At 73.9% G+C, this 16653-nt stretch carries 17 protein-coding genes; 7 read left to right on the forward strand and 10 right to left on the reverse strand.

Features of this window, described 5'->3' with window-relative positions; translation table 11 throughout:
- Positions 1-17: 17 nt before the first annotated feature.
- Positions 18-617, forward strand: a complete 600-nt coding sequence (locus ACIF6F_RS00660) for a phosphoribosylanthranilate isomerase (protein WP_399939201.1) — start codon at positions 18-20, stop codon at positions 615-617.
- A 6-nt stretch (positions 618-623) separates the two neighbouring features.
- Here the strand turns inward: ACIF6F_RS00660 and ACIF6F_RS00665 are convergent, their stop codons facing one another.
- From ACIF6F_RS00665 to ACIF6F_RS00680, 4 genes are all read right to left on the reverse strand, one after another.
- Positions 624-1178 carry a Uma2 family endonuclease gene (locus ACIF6F_RS00665; protein WP_399939204.1) on the reverse strand — a complete coding sequence of 185 codons (555 nt, stop codon included), beginning with the start codon at positions 1176-1178 and terminating at the stop codon, positions 624-626.
- On the reverse strand, positions 1175-2011 hold the full coding sequence (locus ACIF6F_RS00670; protein WP_399939207.1) for a hypothetical protein: 837 nt from the start codon (positions 2009-2011) through the stop codon (positions 1175-1177). Before ACIF6F_RS00670 ends, ACIF6F_RS00665 begins: the two co-directional genes overlap by 4 nt.
- A gap of 249 nt (positions 2012-2260) precedes the next feature.
- Positions 2261-2524 (reverse strand): DUF397 domain-containing protein, encoded by a 264-nt coding sequence (locus tag ACIF6F_RS00675; RefSeq protein WP_399939210.1) that lies wholly within the window; start codon positions 2522-2524, stop codon positions 2261-2263.
- Entirely contained in the window at positions 2511-3347 is an 837-nt protein-coding gene (locus ACIF6F_RS00680; protein WP_399939212.1) for a helix-turn-helix domain-containing protein, read from the reverse strand. Before ACIF6F_RS00680 ends, ACIF6F_RS00675 begins: the two co-directional genes overlap by 14 nt.
- 121 nt (positions 3348-3468) lie before the next feature.
- Between ACIF6F_RS00680 and ACIF6F_RS00685 the strand changes: the two genes are divergently transcribed.
- Positions 3469-3717 carry a hypothetical protein gene (locus ACIF6F_RS00685; RefSeq protein WP_399939215.1) on the forward strand — a complete coding sequence of 83 codons (249 nt, stop codon included), beginning with the start codon at positions 3469-3471 and terminating at the stop codon, positions 3715-3717.
- Here the strand turns inward: ACIF6F_RS00685 and ACIF6F_RS00690 are convergent.
- Positions 3699-7496, reverse strand: coding sequence for a protein kinase (locus ACIF6F_RS00690; protein ID WP_399939218.1), 3798 nt, complete (start codon positions 7494-7496; stop codon positions 3699-3701). The two genes, ACIF6F_RS00685 and ACIF6F_RS00690, sit on opposite strands and share 19 nt — an antisense overlap.
- A gap of 163 nt (positions 7497-7659) precedes the next feature.
- Between ACIF6F_RS00690 and ACIF6F_RS00695 the strand changes: the two genes are divergently transcribed.
- Positions 7660-8052 carry a thioredoxin family protein gene (locus tag ACIF6F_RS00695; protein WP_399939221.1) on the forward strand — a complete coding sequence of 131 codons (393 nt, stop codon included), beginning with the start codon at positions 7660-7662 and terminating at the stop codon, positions 8050-8052.
- A 121-nt stretch (positions 8053-8173) separates the two neighbouring features.
- Positions 8174-8776, forward strand: coding sequence for a Uma2 family endonuclease (locus ACIF6F_RS00700; RefSeq protein ID WP_399939224.1), 603 nt, complete (start codon positions 8174-8176; stop codon positions 8774-8776).
- A gap of 20 nt (positions 8777-8796) precedes the next feature.
- On the opposite strand, the gene ACIF6F_RS00705 is transcribed toward ACIF6F_RS00700, so the two are convergent.
- From ACIF6F_RS00705 to ACIF6F_RS00715, 3 genes are all read right to left on the reverse strand, one after another.
- Entirely contained in the window at positions 8797-10269 is a 1473-nt protein-coding gene (locus ACIF6F_RS00705) for a PTS transporter subunit EIIC (RefSeq protein ID WP_399939227.1), read from the reverse strand.
- A 93-nt stretch (positions 10270-10362) separates the two neighbouring features.
- Positions 10363-11286 (reverse strand): N-acetylmuramic acid 6-phosphate etherase, encoded by a 924-nt coding sequence (gene murQ, locus ACIF6F_RS00710; protein WP_399939230.1) that lies wholly within the window; start codon positions 11284-11286, stop codon positions 10363-10365.
- A 39-nt stretch (positions 11287-11325) separates the two neighbouring features.
- Positions 11326-12264, reverse strand: coding sequence for a MurR/RpiR family transcriptional regulator (locus ACIF6F_RS00715; protein WP_399939233.1), 939 nt, complete (start codon positions 12262-12264; stop codon positions 11326-11328).
- 123 nt (positions 12265-12387) lie between these two features.
- On the opposite strand from ACIF6F_RS00715, the gene ACIF6F_RS00720 reads away from it, so the two are divergent.
- Both ACIF6F_RS00720 and ACIF6F_RS00725 read left to right on the forward strand, forming a co-directional pair.
- The gene (locus ACIF6F_RS00720; RefSeq protein WP_399939236.1) at positions 12388-12759 is read left to right on the forward strand and encodes a hypothetical protein; all 372 of its coding nucleotides are present in this window, start codon (positions 12388-12390) and stop codon (positions 12757-12759) included.
- Positions 12756-13025, forward strand: a complete 270-nt coding sequence (locus tag ACIF6F_RS00725) for a DUF4031 domain-containing protein (protein WP_399939238.1) — start codon at positions 12756-12758, stop codon at positions 13023-13025. The genes ACIF6F_RS00720 and ACIF6F_RS00725 overlap by 4 nt, the downstream gene beginning before the upstream one ends.
- Before the next feature lie 129 nt (positions 13026-13154).
- On the opposite strand, the gene ACIF6F_RS00730 is transcribed toward ACIF6F_RS00725, so the two are convergent.
- Positions 13155-14363, reverse strand: a complete 1209-nt coding sequence (locus tag ACIF6F_RS00730) for a Cmx/CmrA family chloramphenicol efflux MFS transporter (RefSeq protein WP_399940489.1) — start codon at positions 14361-14363, stop codon at positions 13155-13157.
- A gap of 190 nt (positions 14364-14553) precedes the next feature.
- A complete protein-coding gene (locus tag ACIF6F_RS00735) occupies positions 14554-15207 on the reverse strand; it encodes a hypothetical protein (RefSeq protein WP_399939241.1) in 654 nt (217 codons plus the stop codon).
- A 143-nt stretch (positions 15208-15350) separates the two neighbouring features.
- On the opposite strand from ACIF6F_RS00735, the gene ACIF6F_RS00740 reads away from it, so the two are divergent.
- Positions 15351-16037: a copper homeostasis protein CutC gene (locus ACIF6F_RS00740; protein WP_399939243.1), complete on the forward strand. Its 687-nt coding sequence runs from the start codon at positions 15351-15353 to the stop codon at positions 16035-16037.
- The last annotated feature ends 616 nt before the right edge of the window (positions 16038-16653 follow it).

Consider the following 16653-nt stretch of genomic DNA (forward strand, 5'->3'; position numbering starts at 1 on the left):
GGTTGACTGGGAGCATCATGAGCGACCTCTTCGTGAAGATCTGCGGCCTGCGGACCGAGCGGGACGTCGAGACCGCCGTCCGCGACGGCGCCGACGCCGTGGGCTTCGTCTCCGCCGCGAGCCCCCGGCAGCTCGACGCCGCCACCGCCCGCCGGCTGGCCGCGCTGGTGCCCCCGCACGTCCTGACCGTCGGCGTCTTCCGCGGCCAGTCCGTGGACGAGGTGCGCCGCTTCACCGAGGAGAGCGGGCTGCGGGCCGTACAGTTGCACGGCGAGGAGGGGCCGGAGTTCTTCGAGGCGCTGCGCGCGGAGGGCCGCACCCTGCTGCGGGCCACCTCGAAGACCGACGTGCGGCGCTGCGGCGAGTACGGCGAGGACCTGCTGCTGCTGGACGCGCCGGACCCGGGCTCGGGCAAGCCGTGGAACTGGGGCGCGGCGGACTTCACCGCCCCCGAGGGCCGCTGGCTGCTGGCCGGCGGCCTGCACCCGGGCAACGTCCGGGAGGCCGTGGAGACCACCGGCGCGTGGGGCGTGGACGTGTCGAGCGGCGTGGAGAGCGCGCGGGGAGTGAAGGACCCGGAGCTGATCACGGCGTTCATCAGGGCGGCCCGGGGCTGACGGGGGTCAGCGGGTGTAGTCCTTGAGCTTCTCGGTGTCGAGGGTGATGGCGACCGGGCTCGGGAGCTTGACCTGTGCGCCGTACGGATACGTGGTGAGCTGGGCGTACTTGCCACGGGCGGGTTCCGCGTACACGATCAGCTCTTGTGCGGCGCGATCGACGAGCAGGTATACGGGGATGCCCGCTGCCGCGTAGCCGTCACGCTTCTCGCGGAAGTCGCGCCGGTCCCGTGCCGGGCGGTGTGGGCTGACCTCCACCGTCATCAGGGCTCCGTCCGGAGCCGCCCACTCGCCGGACCCTGCGAGCACGCCGGCCGGTCGGTACCGTCCGGTGCGGGAGCGCTCGGTGACGAGCCCCAGGGTCTGGTAGAGGCCGAGATCGGGGCGGAGCTCGAAGCAGAGGCGCACGAGCCACCTGACGATTTCACCGTGGGTGCCGTCCGTGGGCGGCCGGACTTCCAGTTTGCCGTTGATGAACTCGATCTGGACCGTCTCTGGGGCGGTGTGGGCGAGTTCCTCGAAGTCCTCGACGGGCATCTGCGCGGTGTCGGCGTCCGTCATGCGCGTGTCCCTTCGCGGATGCGGGCGGCGTGGGCGCGGACCTCGTCCGGGGTGAGAGGGGTCGCGCGGGATGGGGGCACGGGCTGGTTGCGGCAGGGGGCGCAGAGGCCGTCGTGGAAGGCCGACGGTGGGCCCGGGGCGCGGCAGTCGGTGCATTCGGCGCGGACCGGGGCCGGGGGGCGTTCCACGGGGTCGGGAGGGAGTTTGACTTCGAGGCGCTTGCGGACGAAGGCGGCCGGGTGGTGCACGTCGCGGGGGAGTCCGGCGGTGAGGGTCAGCGTGATCTGAGCGCCGGTCGCGCCCTTGGCCAGCCACGCTGCGACGAGCGGGGCGAGGGTGGAGCAGTCGGCCTTGGAGAGGGTGAGCCTCGGATCGTGCCTGCCGAGCCCGGCCAGGATGCCGAAGGCGCTGTCCGGGCTCGGGGCCGGTGGTGGGGGTTCGGGTGGCGGTGGCGCGGTGGGGGCGGGGGCGTCCTTACGGGTGAACCTCGCCCACCAGGCGCCATCCCGGGCGGTGCGGGAGAAGTAGGTGCGGGTGACCCAGCTGCTGCCGATGCGCTCGCGCTGGCGGCACAGGTGGCCGGCGTCGACCAGGCGGTTCAGGGCGGTGCGGAGTGCGCACTGGCCCCAGAGCGGCAGGACAGCGGCGAGGGTCTTCACGCTGATGTCCGCCCCGTCGGGCAGCCGGTCGATGTACGACGCGACGGCCGCCTCGCGGATCGGGAGGTCGGAGAAGTCGTTCCGCGTGCGGGCCAGTTGGTCCGGTGCGGTGATTTTTCCGTAGCCGGGCTTGGCGAGGGGGTGCGGAGCCGCCGTAAACTTGATGTCAGACATGGGGATCGTTTGGCCGATCTCATGGTTAGACCCTCGTTCGGTGTTGGCGCACCGGCGGGGGTCGTCTTTTTGCCGTCTCGCCGCAAGCTAGACCCTTGCGACCTTCCGTCGCAAGTCGCTCACGAATAGTCATTCTGGCTGGTCTGGGCGCCAGTTGGCGCTTCGCGGGCAGGGAGGGTGGGTGGGTTAAACCCACCTCCCATTCCTTCAAGAGAGGGCCCGGACGCGGCGGCTTGAGCCTCGGGGAGCTCAGGTGCTGGGAAAATCTCCGCGCTGGACGCCGACGAGGAACGCCGTCCACGCCGGGGCGGGGAACACGAGCTTCGGGCCGTCGGGGTTCTTGGAGTCCCGGACGGGGACGAGGTTGCAGTGCGGGGCGACCTCCAGGCAGTCCCCGCCGTCGCCCCCGCTGTGGGTCGACTTCCGCCAGCGGGCGACCTCGACGCAGTCGTCCCCGTCGCCGCTGCTGTAGCTGGACTTGAACCAATCCAGGTCGTACTCAGTGCTGGCCATGTGCGTAATCCTCCGCCACTGACTCGATCAAGGCCAGGGATGCCTCTGGCGACATCGCGCTGGCCACGACGTGATCGTAGGTCAGCTTGTAGTGCGAAACCGTCGATGGATCGTCCAACAGCTGCCCCGTTCCCAGCCCTTCGACGTAAGCGAGTGGAGGAGCGTCGGAGAAGTCCATGAGCTTGAGCGCGCCCCCTTGGGACATGTGGGCACCTGCGCTGAAGGGCAGAACTTGGACGATGATTCGACGGCGACGGGCCAGTGCGGTGATGTGCCGCAAGGCCTCCGACATGACGACCTTGCCCCCGACTTCGCGTCGCAGGACGGCTTCGTCGAGCACGGCCCACAACATTGGCTTTGTTGGATCGTCGAGTAGGCGGGCGCGGTCCAAGCGTGCCGATACCAGCTCATCGATCTTCGCTTCGCTTGTCGTGGGGCGTCGAGCCCAGAACACTGCCCGACCGTAGTCCTCGGTCTGTAGTAGCCCGGGAATCAGCTGAGGTGAGTACGCCCTGATCTGCTCCGCCCGAGACTCGGCCTCTGCGGCCTCCGCGAAGTGGTCCGGGTACTTCGACTTCGTCGCGGCCGCGCAGTTTCGCTCGAAGTAGCCGTCCGTGGCCAGTACCCGGTCGATCTCGCGGGCCAGTTCCGGCAGCATGCGCCGGGTGCCGGCCTCCAGTTGGCCGATGAAGGAGCCGCTGACGAACAGCGGGGCGCCCAGTTCCTCCTGGGTCTTGTCGGCCTGCTTGCGACGGAACCGCAGTTCCGCGCCCAGCATGGCCCGTGGTGACGAGGCGGGATCGGTTTCGCGTGGTCCGGCCATGGCGGGGTTCTCCCAACGCGCGGTCCAACAGACGGGGTTGTTGGCCCCGGGGCACTGTTCAACGGTAGCGACGGGCAGCCACGCTGTGTGCACGGAACGGATACTCACCGTGGAGGCGTAGATGGATCTCGTACAGGTGGCGGAAGAGGCGCTGGCCGAGCTGAAGGAGGGGCTGGAGGGGGTCGGGATCACCCTGCCGTCGCTCCGGCTGGACCCGGTGTCGAGCGCGGGCAACTACCCGCGCCCCCTCATCGACCTGGGCCGGTGCAACCCCGCCACCGCCCGCGAGCTGGCCGCCGTGCTGAAGGGCGAGCGGCTGCGCGGGCGGGTGCGGGAGCTGAACCGGGCGGCTCAGCAGAGGCCGCGGTAGGGGGCGTCGGGGATGTAGGTCTGCCACTCCGCCTCGGTGATGTCCCGGCCGACCTTCTTGCAGATCTGCTCGGCCAGGCTGCCCGGGTCGAGGTCGAAGGTGTGGACCTGCGCGCCGCTGACCGCGCGCAGGGCATCGCCGTCGAAGGACATGGCGTCGATCTGCCGGCCGGTCACGTTGAGCGGCTTGCCGAGGGCGAGGCGGGAGTCGACGTCCCACAGCTGGACGGAGTCGCCGTTGACGACGAGCGCGAGCTGCTTGCCGTCCGCCGAGTACGACAGCCAGTCCGTCAGCTGTCCGTAGCGCTCCCCGCCGCGCACGAGACCGCTGGGCAGCAGGGCCTTGCGGGTGCGGGCCTCCCCGTCCCAGATCTCGATCCAGCCGGACTGCCGGAGCAGGGCGAGGGAGGTCCCGTCGGGGGCGAAGGCGAGCTGGCTGTTGCGGGCCGAGCCGAAGACGCCCTTCCGGGTCTTTCCGGTCCGCAGGTCGAGCTCCTCGCCGGCCGTGGTGAGCAGGCGACGGCTGTCGGGGCTGAAGACGCCCAGGCCCTCCGTGCCGGTGAACGTGTGGACGAGCTTCCGGGAGCCGGTCTCCCAGACGTGGGTCGTGTAGCCCTCGCCCGAGGGCACGCCCGCGGGATAGCCGGTCAGGGCGATGTGGCCGCCCTCGGGGGAGATGGCCAAGTGCATGATCCTGTTGCCCGCGGGCGCGGTGAGGCGGCCGGTCTCCTTCCCCGTGGCCGTCTCGCGCACCACGATCTCCCGGCGCGTCTGCGTCTCGTCCGTGTAGGCCAGGAATCGGCCGCCGCTGCTGAGGGCGCTCTTCGGCCGGGAGTCTTCGGCCTCGATGCTGTGCTGGGTGACGGGGGCGTCGATGCGCTTGCCGGTACGGAGGTCGAGCAATTGGATCGGATGGTCGGTGCGGCGGGTGGAGCCGATCACCGCCGTACGGCCGTCGGGGGAGATCGCTACGCCTTTGGCGTCCGTGTCGTCCGATGCGGCGGCGAGTACGGCGCTGACGTCGACGGACTGCACCTGGTCCGCGCCCCGGGACTCGTACCGGAGGGTCTTGGCCGGCTCGTCGAGGACCACCGTGCCGATGTCGTCGCCGGAGGTGTCTTGGCGCGCGCCGGTGGGGATACGGACCAGCGGCTCCTTGGCGTCGCCGACCTTCCAGACCTCCAGCATGCCCGGGTGGGGGCTCTCGTCGTCGGTCTGGCCCACCAGGTAGCGGCCCCCGGAGCTGAAGTGGAGGTCGGAGCCCCCGGCACCCAGGCGGCCCAGCTCCCGCCCGCTGAGGACGTCGTAGACGAAGGTCGCTCCACCAGTGCTCCGCATGAGCACGAGGCGGCCGTCCGGGCTGAACTCGGTGCCCTCGCACTGCCTGCCGATGTCGCCGTCGTCGGACGGGGCGACAACCGTCCGGGCGGTGCCGAGCCGGTAGACCCGGAGCGGTGTTCCGTCCGGACAGGTCACGGTGTACCCGCCGTCGGGGGAGACGCTCTCGCCCCGGCCGAGGGTGGTGACCTCCTTGCCGGTGCGGTCGATGACCCGGTAGGCCTCCTCGTACCGGCTGGAGTAGATCGTCACCTGGCCCTGGTTCGTAACGGAGAGGGGCACGCGGTCGTCCCGGAGTTGCACAGGCGGCCCCAGCGGCTTGCCGTCGCGGGTGGAGACCAGCAGGAGGGTGTTGTCCTTGCGCTGGATCGCCACCAGAGTGCCGTCGGGGCTCATCTTGGGCGGGTTCATGCCCAGTTCGGCGGCCTTCACGGGGAACGTCAGCTCGGGGCGGGCCGCGCCCGCCGTGCCCTTCGCGAGGTTCCACATGGAGGCCCCGAGCGGGCTGTACGCGAAGACCCTGCGGCCGTCCGGGGTCAGGACCCGGCCCGCCGTGTCGCCGTCGTTGACTTCCGGCAGCGGGATCGCGGACCGCTCCCGCTGCGCAGCCGCCGCGAAGAGCGCCGCCCGTGCCTCCGGGACCGGGGAGATGCGGTACGCCGCCAGGCCCAGCAGCATCGCCGTGTCCGGCTCGGTGCCCCGGAGGGAGTCCGCGGCCTGGGCCACCGAGCGGGCGGTGGCCTGGGCGGCGCGGAGGTCCGCCTCGCGGTTCTGGAGGTACGCCACGCCGCCCGCCAGCAGCGCGATCACGGTGACCGCGGCCAGGCCGGACAGCAGCTGCCGGCGGCGGCGCACGGCGCGGGTCGCGGCCGTGCGGGAGGCCTCCAGGAACGCCAGCTCCGGCGGGCTCGGGCGCAGCTGCGGGGCGGCGGTGGGGAGCCAGTCGAGGAGGGTGCGCAGTTCGGTGCCGGTGAGCAGGTCCTCGGCCCGCCGGCCGTGCGCGTCCCAGCGGTGCACCGCCCAGGTGACGCGCTGGCGGTACGCGATGCCGGTGCGGTCGGCGTCGGTCCAGGTGCGGAGCCTGCGCCAGGCCGGGAGGAGGGCGGTGCTGACCGGGCGTACCGAGCCGTCGGCCTCGGTGACCAGGGCGCCGGCCGCGGTGAGGGCCTCGGCGGCGCGGGCGGTGGCGCGCTGCTCGGACTCGGGCCGGCCACCGAAGAGTTCGGCGGGGGTGACGGTCCGGACGGTGTCCTGGGAGCCGTCGGGGGCCGTGCCCGGGACGACCAGGCGGAGCAGCAGGTCGTGTGCGGCGAGCTGGGCGTCGGGCGCGAGTGCGGCGTAGGCGGCTTCGGCCCGGTCGCCGAGCGGGGGGACCGCCTCGGTGGGCTGGTGCGGGGCCTCGTCGGCCTGCCGGGCACCGGCCCTGAGGAGGTCGAGGCGGGGGTCGGCGGGCTGGGTGGGGGCGGGGGCGTCCTGCTGCCGGGGGAGGGCGACGCGGGGGTCGGCCACGCGCGGGTCGGCCGGGCCGGTCGGGGTCTGGGTCGCCGGACCCGCCGGGCTTGCCGGACCCGCCGGGCTCACGGCAACGGCCGGGCCCGCCCCGCCCGTCGCCGCCGCGATCAGGCCGGCCAGCAGGTCGGGGGCGCCGGGGCGCAGGGCCGGGTCCTTGGCGAGGGCGGCGGCGATCAGCGGGCGCAGCCGGGCCGGTACGCCCGAGAGGTCGGGGTCCACGGAGGCGGTGCGGTGGGCGACCTCGGTCCAGTTGTCGCCGCGGAACGGCTCGGCGCCGGTGGTCGCGTACAGCACGACCACGCCCCAGGCGAAGACGTCCGCGGCGGTGGTGGCGCGCTGCCCCATGAGCACCTCGGGCGCCATGTAGCCGAGGGTGCCCATGATCGCGCCGGTGGCGGTCAGGGACATGTCGGGGGCGCGGGCGATGCCGAAGTCGATGATGCGGGGGCCGTCGGGGCCCAGCAGGACGTTGCCCGGCTTGAGGTCGCGGTGGATGACGCCGGCGTGGTGGATGGCGGCCAGCGCGGTGGCGGCGCCGGTGGCCAGGCGCAGGGCGGCGTCCTCGGAGAGGGGGCCGTGGGCCCGTACCCGCCCGGCCAGGGTCGGCCCGGCGACGTACTCGCTGACCAGGTACGGGCTGTCGCCGTCGACCGCGGCGTCGAGGATGCGGGCGGTGCAGAAGGGGGCCACCCGGCGGGCGGCCTCGGCCTCCTTGGCGAAGCGCTCGCGGACGAACGGGTCCGCCTCGCGGTGCAGCACCTTCAGGGCCACCCGGGCCCCGTCGGCGTCGTACGCCTCGTACACCACGCCCTGCCCGCCCGCGCCCAGCCGCGAGGCGAGCCAGTAGCCGCCGACCCGCTGCGGATCGTCCGGCAGCAGCGGCGTGCCGGTTGCCTTGGCGGCGCCTTCTCCGGTGGTGGTCTGGCTCATGATTCCCCCTCAGGTACCGGTGGATGGTATCCGGGCAGGGGATCAAGTGAGCTGCCGGGAAGCCGATGTGACGGGCAGTCGGTTGCTTCGCGAGGGAGCGCGTCGGCGGGCCCGTGCCCTCTGCGGCCCCGTCGTGCGTCGTCGGATCCCCCGGGCCGGGAGAATGGCCTGCGTCCGGGCGTACGGGAACGCCCCCGGGGAGAGCGAGGAGCAGATGGCGGTCGGGGTGCACCAGGCCCTGGAGGACGCGCAGTTCGACTTCGTGCTGGCGCACGTCGACGGGCCGGTGCTGGCGTACTTCTGGGGGGTGTGGTCGGCGGGCTGCAAGGAGCTCGACCCGGTGGTGCGGGACCTGGCCGCCGAGTACGCCGGACGCCTCACGGTGGTCCGCACGGACCTCGTCCGCTGCCCGGCGACGACGAAGCGCTACGGGGTCACGGGCGCCCCGACCGTGGTCCTGCTGCGCGCGGGCCAGGTCGTGGAGACGGCCACGGCCCCCCTGACGGAGTCGGACCTCCGCGCCCTGGTCTCCCGCCACGTCCCGTCCGCTGGCTGACCCCGCGCGCCGGGGTCGTCGCGCCGCTCACACGATCGTGGGACGCTGGTCGAAGGCGGCCGCGGCCGCCCCGACCTCGATCTACGCTCGCCGCACCAGGCCACAGGAGGAGGGACCCCCGATGACCGCTGCGATGGTCGACGGCGGCCAGACAGGCGCCGGCCGCTGGTGGGACTACCTGCTGCAGACCTGGCGGGAGCTGGATGTGCCCGACGGTTGGCGCGCCGAGATCGACGAGGGGCAGATCAGGTTGGTTCCACCGCCTCACGCACACCACAACGCCATCGTGGCGAAGATCCAGCGCGCCCTGTACCGGGTGCTGCCCGAAGACTGGGAGATCTATCAGACCCTGGGCATCCAGGTCGTTCCGCTGGACAAGGTCTACGTGCCGGACCTGGTGGTCATGCCTTCGTCGCTGGTCGACGAGTCGGACCCGGCGAAGACGGACCCCGTTGACGCGGCGGAGGCTCTGCTGGTCGCCGAGGTGACTTCCAAGGGGAACGCCCGGGACGACCGGACCAAGAAGCTCTGGGCCTACGCACACGCGCCGGTCCCCCTCTACCTCCTCGTCGACCGCTTCGACGAGCACGGCCCGACGGCCACGCTCTTCGCCGAGCCGGAGAACGGTGCGTACACGCACATCGAGCGGATCGCCTTCGGCAAGCCGCTGGTGCTGCCCGAGCCGTTCGGGCTGAGCATCGACACCGCTGCCTTCCCCCACTGAGCCCCGGCCGCGTCCCCGCGTCAGACCGGGGTCGGGGTCTTGTCCGGCGTCGGGCCGGGCGTGGCGTTGGCCGACGGGTCCGGGGGCGTGTTCAGGTCGGTCAGCATCTCGTCCGTGAAGCCGAAGAAGTACGTGGCCAGGAAGCCCACCGCGTAGCCGGTCAGCAGGCCCGCCGCGTAGATCGCGAGGGTGGTGACCAGGGGGCCCGAGCCGTCCAGGAGGGGGAAGAGGGCCCAGCCCGAGGGGCCGATGGCGGTGGAGCCGAAGGAGTGGCCGAGCTGGTTGAGCAGGCCCACGAAGGCGCCGCCCGCCGCGCCGCCCACGCAGGCCGTGACGAAGGGGCGGCCCAGGGGGAGCGAGACGCCGTAGATCAGCGGCTCGCCGACGCCCAGGAAGCCCGCGGGCAGGGCCGACTTGATCGTGGCGCGGATCGAGCCGTTGTGCGGCAGCCGGAGGTACACCGCCATCGCGGCGCCGACCTGGCCCGCGCCCGCCATGGCCAGGATGGGGAGCAGGACGGTGTGGCCCTGCTGCTCGATCAGGGTGGTGTGGATCGGGATCAGAGCCTGGTGCAGGCCCAGCATCACCAGCGGGAGGAACAGGCCGCCGAGGATCAGGCCGGCGAGCGCGCCGCCCGAGGCCAGCAGCCGGTTGGCGAAGGTCCCGATGGCCTGCGAGACCTCGCCCGCGACGAACATCAGGCCGAAGATCGTGACCAGGCCGGAGATCAGCACGGTGAGGGTGGGGGTGAGGAGTACGTCGAGGGACTCGGGCATCCGGCGCCGGCACCACTTCTCGACGTACACCGCCAGCAGGGCCGCGGCCAGCGCGCCCAGCACGCCGCCCTGGCCGGGCGAGAGGTGCAGGCCGAAGGCGGTGATCTTCGCGACGCCGGGGAAGACGATGATCGCGGCCACCGCGCCGCCCAGGATCGCCGTACCGCCGAACTCCTTGGCCGTGTTGTAGCCGACGAACACCGCGATCAGCGACATGAAGCCGGAGGCGATGGCGGCCAGGGCGGGCACGATCGCCGGGGCCCAGCCGAGGTTGCTCAGCAGGCCGTTGAGCCCGGCGATGATGCCGCAGCCGATGAGGGCGGGGATCAGCGGCACGAAGATGTTCGCGATCCGGCGCAGGAAGAGCTTGAACGGGGTGGCGTTGCGGGCCTTCTGGGCCGCCTTCAGCTCGGCGCCCCGGGTGGCCAGTTCCTCCGCGGCCGGGGTGGGGGGTGGACTCGGTGCCGCCTCCGCCACCAGCGCATCGAACTCGGGCGTGACGCGGGCGACCGTCCCGGGCCCCAGCACGATCTGGTACGTGTCGTCCTCGACGACGCCCAGCACGGCCGGCAGCGCCTTCAGGGCCTCGTGGTCGACGAGCGCGCGGTCGCGCAGGCCCAGCCGGAGCCGGGTCATGCAGTGGGCGACGGAGGTGACGTTGGCGGGGCCGCCGACGAGGGGGAGGATCGCGGCGGCGGTGGCGCGGTTCTTGTCCATGCGGTGGGGTGCCTTGCTGTGGGGGGATGCCTTGCTCTGGGGGTGTCGGGCAGGCGTACGCGGGGTGGGACAGGCGTACGCGGGCGGGGCCCGTCAGCGGGACGCCGCGAGCGCCTCGCGCAGGTGGCCGCCGGACGCGTCGAGCAGCCGTGCGGCGGTGGGCGCGTCGACGCCGCCGAGGATGGTCAGGATCGCGTGCTTGACCTCGCCGCCCGTGGCGGTCAGGGCGGCCTCGATCTCCTCGTCCGGCGCACCCGTGGCGAGCGCGACGATGCGCCGGGAGCGGGCCCGCAGCTTCTCGTTGGAGGCGCGTACGTCGACCATCAGGTTCCCGTACGTCTTGCCGAGCCGGATCATCGTGACCGTCGACAGCATGTTCAGGACCAGCTTCTGCGCGGTGCCGGCCTTCAGGCGGGTGGAGCCCGTGAGGAGTTCGGGTCCGACCACGACCTCGATGCCGTGCTCGGCGGCCGCCGCGAGCGCGCTGTCCGCGTTGCACGACAGGCCGATCGTGAGCGCGCCGCGGGTGCGGGCGTACTCGACGGCGCCGATGGCGTAGGGGGTGCGCCCGGACGCGGAGATGCCGACCACGGTGTCCCGCTCGGAGAGGTCCAGGGCCGCCAGGTCCGCCGCAGCCAGCTCCTTGGAGTCCTCGGCCCCCTCCACGGCCGTGACCATCGCCGTCGGGCCGCCCGCGATCAGGCCGACCACCTGCGCGGGGTCGGTGTTGAAGGTCGGCGGGCACTCGCTCGCGTCGAGCACCCCCATCCGCCCGGCGGTGCCCGCGCCCGCGTAGACCAGCCGCCCGCCCCGGGCCATCCGCTCGGCGGTGGCGTCGATGGCGGCCGCGATCTGCGGCAGCCGGGCGGCGACGGCGGCCGGGACGGTGGCGTCCTCGGCGTTCATGGTGCGGGCGATGTCGAGGGTGGACTGCCGGTCGATCTCGGCGAGTTCGGGGCGGAAGGCCTCGGTGGTGAGCGTTTCGAGCTGGGCGCGGAGCTCCGCGTACGCGGTCATGGGGGTGACTCCTGGGTGAGGGGGCGGGTCGGTCGGTCGTCAGTCCTCGGGTGCGGGGCGGCTCCTCGGGCGTGCGGCGGCCCGGTGCCGGGGCGCCAGGGCCTCGTACGAGGCCGCCAGGGCCGGTGCCGCCGTCTCGTACGTACGCTGCGCCACCCCCACGAACAGGCAGTCCACCACCAGCAGCTGGCTGGTCCTGCTGGACATGGCCGCGGGCCGGAACCCGCTCTGCCGCGGGGGCGGGGTGGCCAGCACCAGGTCGGCGTAGCGCGTGACCGGACCGTCGGGGCGGCCGGTGATCGCCACCGTCGTCGCGCCCCGCTCGAAGGCGTGCCGCAGCGGTTCGATCACGTCCCCGGTCGAGCCGGAGTGCGTGACCGCGACGGCCGCGTCACCCGGACGGAGCTGTACGGCGTTGGTGATCGCGAGGTGCGGGTCGGCGTGCGCGTGGGCGACCAGTCCGATACGGAGCAGCTTCTGCGCGAGGTCCTGGGCGACCAGCGAGGAGGCGCCCACGCCGTACAGGTCGACGCGGCGGGCCTCCGCCAGCGCGGCGACCGCGCCCGCGAGCTGCGCGGTGTCGAGGCCGGCGGCGGTGTCGGCCAGGATCTGCCGCTCCTTGTGGGCGAGCTTGGCGACCACGTCGTCGAGGGAGTCGTCCACGGCTATGTCGGCCGTGACGGCCGGCGCGGTGCCGCCCGCCTGCTGCGCGGCGAGTCCCGCGAGCGCGAGGCGCAGGTCGCGGTAGCCGGGATAGCCGAGCAGCCGGGCGGTGCGGACGACGGTGGCCTCGCTGGTCCCCGTACGCGCCGCCAGTCCGCCGACGGTGAGCTGCGCGCAGCCGGCCGGATCGGCGGCGACCGCGTCCGCCACGGCCCGCATCGAGGGGGTCGTGGAGGCGGCGAGGGTGCTGATCCGCGCGCGCAGGGCGGCGGGGGTCGGGGCCTCGCTGAAAGTTTCCTTCGGCTTCCGGCTCACCCTTGAAAGGTATTTTCAGCGCGATCCGGGCGTCAATCCGCCATAAGGCACCGCGTTTCGCTGACGTCCTCCGCCGGAAAGGGGGCCTTCGCCACTTGCGTCCGTTGGGTTCACAATGGCGACATGGCTCACGCGACCCCCCTGGAACAGGCGCTGCACGCTGCCCGCGCCCTCGTCCTCGCCGATCTCGTCGCCCTGGACGTCGCCGAGGCGGACGTCGTCTCGCTGGTCGAGGACTCCGTCTCGCACCGCCGCTGGTGGGTGGAGCAGTGGCCGGAGGGGATCGGCTACCTGCCGGGCCTGGTAGCCCAGGACGTCCAGGACTCGCTCCTGGAGAAGTACGGGCGCTGGCCGCTCTGCCCGGTGTGCTCCGCGGGCGATCCGCACGCGCTCGACGTGGAGCCCGAGTTGGGCCCCGACCCGCACTGGGTGTGCGGGAAGGCCGGTGTGACGGTGGCCTCGGTGGGCCGGCTGGGCGGGGTGTTCGGCCGGTGACGGTCTACATCGACCCGCCGACCTGGCCGGGCCACGGGCGGATGTGGTCGCACATGGTCAGTGACGTGTCGCACGAGGAACTGCACGCCTTCGCGGCGTCCATCGGCTGCCCGGCGCGCGCCTTCGACGGGGACCACTACGACGTGCCGTCGGAGCGGTACGCCGACGCGGTGGCGGCGGGCGCGGTGGAGATCGGCAGCAAGGAACTGGTCCGCCGGATCACCGAGGCCGGTCTGCGGCGGCCGAAGGGGCGGGCGCGGGCGTAGGCGGCGGGGCGCGGGCGTAGGCGGTGGGCGCGGGCATAGGCCGGGCACGGGCCGCCCGTACGCCCCCCGGGACGGCCGTCGCTGCGTGGCGTCGGCGGTGGCGGTGGCGGTGGCGGTGGCGTCAGTGGGTCAGTGGGTCAGTACGTCGGCCTGCGCGGCGGCGGGCCTGCCGGCGGAGCCCGCGACCACCCGGGTACGGGACGACAGGCGGAGGGACAGCCAGGCGAGCGCCAGCGCCACCACCGTCATCGCGGCTCCCGCCCACGCGGTGGAGGAGAAGCCGAGGCCGCCGTCGATGACCGTGCCGCCGAGCCAGGGGCCCCCGGTGTTGCCGAGGTTGAAGGCGGCGGTGGTCGTGGCCCCGGCCAGGGTGGGGGCGGCGCCGGCGACGTTGAACATCCGGGCGTTCAGCGCGGGCGCGGTGTAGAACGCGGACACGCCGATCAGGAACGACAGCGTGACCGCCGCGGCCGGCGAGGACGCGAAGAGGGCCAGCGCCACCAGGAAGAGGGTGGAGGCGGTGATGCCGGTCAGCAGCACCCCGAAGAGGTGCGCGTCGGCCACCCGCCCGCCGATGGCCGTGCCGACCAGGGCGCCGATGCCGAAGAGGGCCAGCACGGTCGGCACGGCGCCGGAGTCCAGCCCCGCCACGTCGGTGAGCAGGGGCGCGAGGTAGCTGAAGGCGCAGAACACGCCGCCCGCGGCGAGCGCGGTGACGGCCACGGAGAGCCAGACCTGCCGGTCGCGGTAGATCCGCAGCTCCCGCGCGAGGGACGGGCGCCGCTCGGGCAGCGGGATGCGGGGGACCAGCGCCAGGATGCCCGCCAGGGCGACCGCGGAGGCGGCCGCCACGGCCCAGAAGGCGGAGCGCCAGCCGAGGTGCTCGCCGAGGAATGCGCCGGCGGGGACGCCGAGGACGTTGGCGATGGACAGGCCGCCGATCATCACGGCCATGGCGCGGGCGCGGGCGTCGACCGGGACCATCGCGATGGCGACGGCCGCGCCGACCGCCCAGAAGCCGGCGCAGGCGAGGGCGGAGACCACCCGGGAGACGAAGAGCAGCTCGTACGTGGGAGCCAGCGCGCCCGCGACCTGGCCGAGACCGAAGAGGCTGATCAGGGAGATCAGGGTGGTGCGCCGGGGCAGCCGGAGGGTGGCGACGGCGAGCAGCGGGGCGCCGATCACCATGCCGATGGCGAAGGCGGATATGAGCAGGCCCGCCTGCGGGATCGACACGCCCATGTCCTTCGCGATGGGCGGCAGCAGGCCGGAGAGCATGAACTCGCTCGTGCCGAGTGCGAAGACGGACAGGCCGAGGATGTAGACGGCCACGGGCATACGGGGACGTACTGCGGCTGCGGGCATGAAATGGATCAACTGCCCGGAACACCGGCGCATTCCCGCCGGACCGGAAACCGCCGGTGCCGGGGCCCTGGGGCCCTCGGCGGCGGGCCACCCGGCCCGCCCGGGCCGGGCACTCGGCCTCTCGTCCCCTTCCCCCACCCCCAGTCGGAGGCGGTCAGGCGGTTCAGGCGGTCAGGAGCCGCAGCTCCGTGGCCAGGTTCCGGCGGGCCGTGGCCTCCCAGTGCTCCGTGCCGTACGGGGTGCGGAAGAGCCGGGGGAGGGCGAGGAGCTGCCGCAGCACCGCGGCCCGGCCCTCCCGGAAGGCCTCGTCGGGGACGAAGCCGTACTCCTCCCGTACGGCGGCCGCGTAGGCGGCGTAGTCCTCCGGGGTGCCCGCCAGCACCGCCAGGTCCGCGTCGCAGAGCACCTCGCCGTCGCGGTCGCCGGGGGCGGGGTCGTGGGTGACGGTGAGCCGCACCAGCCGGGCCACCTCGGCGGTCAGCGCGGGCGCGAGCCCCAGCTCGGGCAGGGCGCGCTCGGCGAGGGCGGCGCTGCGCTCCTCGTTCTCGGACCGGTCCGGGCGGTAGACGGCGTCGTGGAACCAGGCGGCCAGGCGTACGGCGGCCGGGTCCCCGGCGTGCTCCGCCAGTACGTCGATCCGGTCCAGCACCGCCGCGAGGTGCTCGGTGGTGTGGTACCGCCGCTGCGGCTCCGCCCAGGCGGCCAGCAGCCGGGCCGCGTAGGGGGCGGGGTCCGGGGCATCCGGAGGGGTGGAGCCCCGGGCGGCCTCGACGGTGGCGTGCCAGCGGGCTTCGAGCTGCGCGGTATCGGTCGGCATGCGCTCATTGTGGTGGGCGGCGGCCGGGGCCGGGAGTGTGAAGGTGCTGGTGGACCGCGCCCGGAGGTGCGTACCCTGATATTGGACTAGACCTGTTCGGCAAACTTCCCCATACCAGCAGCATCCCGAAGGAATGAGGCCTTATGAGCAACCGTGCGGTCCTGGAGGTGATCGCCCTCAACGCCGAGGACGCGGTCGCGGCCCAGGCAGGTGGAGCGGACCGTCTGGAGCTCGTCACCGACATGGCGGCCGACGGCCTGACCCCGCCAAGGGAGACGTTCGCGGCGATCCGGGCCGCCGTGGACATCCCGCTGCGCGTGATGCTGAGGGCCGCCGACGGGTTCGCCGCGGGTGACGTCGACGCCCTGGTGGCCTCCGCGCGGGCCCTGCGCGCCGAGGGCGCGGAGGAGTTCGTGCTGGGCTTCCTGAACCCCGACGGCACCCCCGACCTGGTCACCGTGGAGCGGCTGGCCGCGGAGCTGGAGGGCTGCCGGTGGACCTTCCACCGGGCGATCGACCGCGCCGCCGACCGCGACCAGCTCCGCAAGGAGCTGGCGGGCCTGCCCGGCCTCGACACCTACCTGACGGCCGGCGCGGCCGAGGGCGTGGACGCGGGCCTGCCGGTGCTGCTGGCGGAGGCCGCCCGTCGCGGTGAGCCGGGGTACGAGGCGCAGATCCTGGTCGGCGGCGGCCTGCGGCTCGACCACCTCCCGGCCCTGCGTGCGGCCGGCGTGGACGCCTTCCACATCGGGGGCGCGGCCCGTCCGAACGGCTGGTCGTTCCCGGTCTCGGCAGCCGCGGTGGAGGACTGGCGCGAGGCCCTGTCGTAGCGGCACCCGATCCCGCGGCGGCCGGGACACCCCGGCACCGCCCCCACCCCGGCCCCCTGGACCGGAGGCCCGACCTCCAGGCCCACGGGGTCCGGCAGCCGGGATCTGGCCGTGGGGTCCGGGCCTGCGGGGCCCGGCCGACGGGGTCCGGGTCGACGGGGTCCGGGTCGACGGGGTCCGGGTCGACGAGGTCCGGGCAGACCGGGCCCGGCCGACGCGGTGCGGCCCCACGGGGTCCGGCCCACGGGGTCCGGCCCGCGAAGCCCGGCCGACGGGGTCGGGTCGACGGGGCCCGGTCCCACGGGGGCCCGGTCCCACGGGGCCCGGCCCGCGAAGCCCGGCCGACGGGGTCGGGCCGACGGGGTCGGGTCGACGGGGCCCGGTCCCACGGGGGCCCGGTCCCACGGGGCCCGGCCCGCGAAGCCCGGCCGACGGGGTCGGGCCGACGGGGTCCGGCGGACGAAGCCCGGCCGACGGGGTCGGGTCGACGGGGTCCGGCGGACGAAGCCCGGCCGACGGGGTCGGGTCGACGGGGCCCGGTCCCACGGGGCCCGGTCCCACGGGGCCCGGTCCCACGGGGCCCGGCCCGCGAAGCCCGGCCGACGGGGTCCGGCCT

This window comes from Streptomyces sp. NPDC086023 (assembly GCF_044540325.1).
GTDB lineage: Bacteria > Actinomycetota > Actinomycetes > Streptomycetales > Streptomycetaceae > Streptomyces.

Coding starts and splice junctions, on each gene's coding strand:
- ACIF6F_RS00670 (WP_399939207.1), bottom strand. CDS start 2,011: ATGTCTGACATCAAGTTTACGGCGGCTCCGCACCCCCTCGCCAAGCCC.
- ACIF6F_RS00740 (WP_399939243.1), top strand. CDS start 15,351: ATGAGCAACCGTGCGGTCCTGGAGGTGATCGCCCTCAACGCCGAGGAC.
- ACIF6F_RS00685 (WP_399939215.1), top strand. CDS start 3,469: ATGGATCTCGTACAGGTGGCGGAAGAGGCGCTGGCCGAGCTGAAGGAG.
- ACIF6F_RS00675 (WP_399939210.1), bottom strand. CDS start 2,524: ATGGCCAGCACTGAGTACGACCTGGATTGGTTCAAGTCCAGCTACAGC.
- ACIF6F_RS00720 (WP_399939236.1), top strand. CDS start 12,388: ATGGCTCACGCGACCCCCCTGGAACAGGCGCTGCACGCTGCCCGCGCC.
- ACIF6F_RS00660 (WP_399939201.1), top strand. CDS start 18: ATGAGCGACCTCTTCGTGAAGATCTGCGGCCTGCGGACCGAGCGGGAC.
- ACIF6F_RS00735 (WP_399939241.1), bottom strand. CDS start 15,207: ATGCCGACCGATACCGCGCAGCTCGAAGCCCGCTGGCACGCCACCGTC.
- ACIF6F_RS00695 (WP_399939221.1), top strand. CDS start 7,660: ATGGCCTGCGTCCGGGCGTACGGGAACGCCCCCGGGGAGAGCGAGGAG.
- ACIF6F_RS00680 (WP_399939212.1), bottom strand. CDS start 3,347: ATGGCCGGACCACGCGAAACCGATCCCGCCTCGTCACCACGGGCCATG.
- ACIF6F_RS00690 (WP_399939218.1), bottom strand. CDS start 7,496: ATGAGCCAGACCACCACCGGAGAAGGCGCCGCCAAGGCAACCGGCACG.
- ACIF6F_RS00700 (WP_399939224.1), top strand. CDS start 8,174: ATGACCGCTGCGATGGTCGACGGCGGCCAGACAGGCGCCGGCCGCTGG.
- murQ (WP_399939230.1), bottom strand. CDS start 11,286: ATGACCGCGTACGCGGAGCTCCGCGCCCAGCTCGAAACGCTCACCACC.
- ACIF6F_RS00730 (WP_399940489.1), bottom strand. CDS start 14,363: ATGCCCGTGGCCGTCTACATCCTCGGCCTGTCCGTCTTCGCACTCGGC.
- ACIF6F_RS00665 (WP_399939204.1), bottom strand. CDS start 1,178: ATGACGGACGCCGACACCGCGCAGATGCCCGTCGAGGACTTCGAGGAA.
- ACIF6F_RS00705 (WP_399939227.1), bottom strand. CDS start 10,269: ATGGACAAGAACCGCGCCACCGCCGCCGCGATCCTCCCCCTCGTCGGC.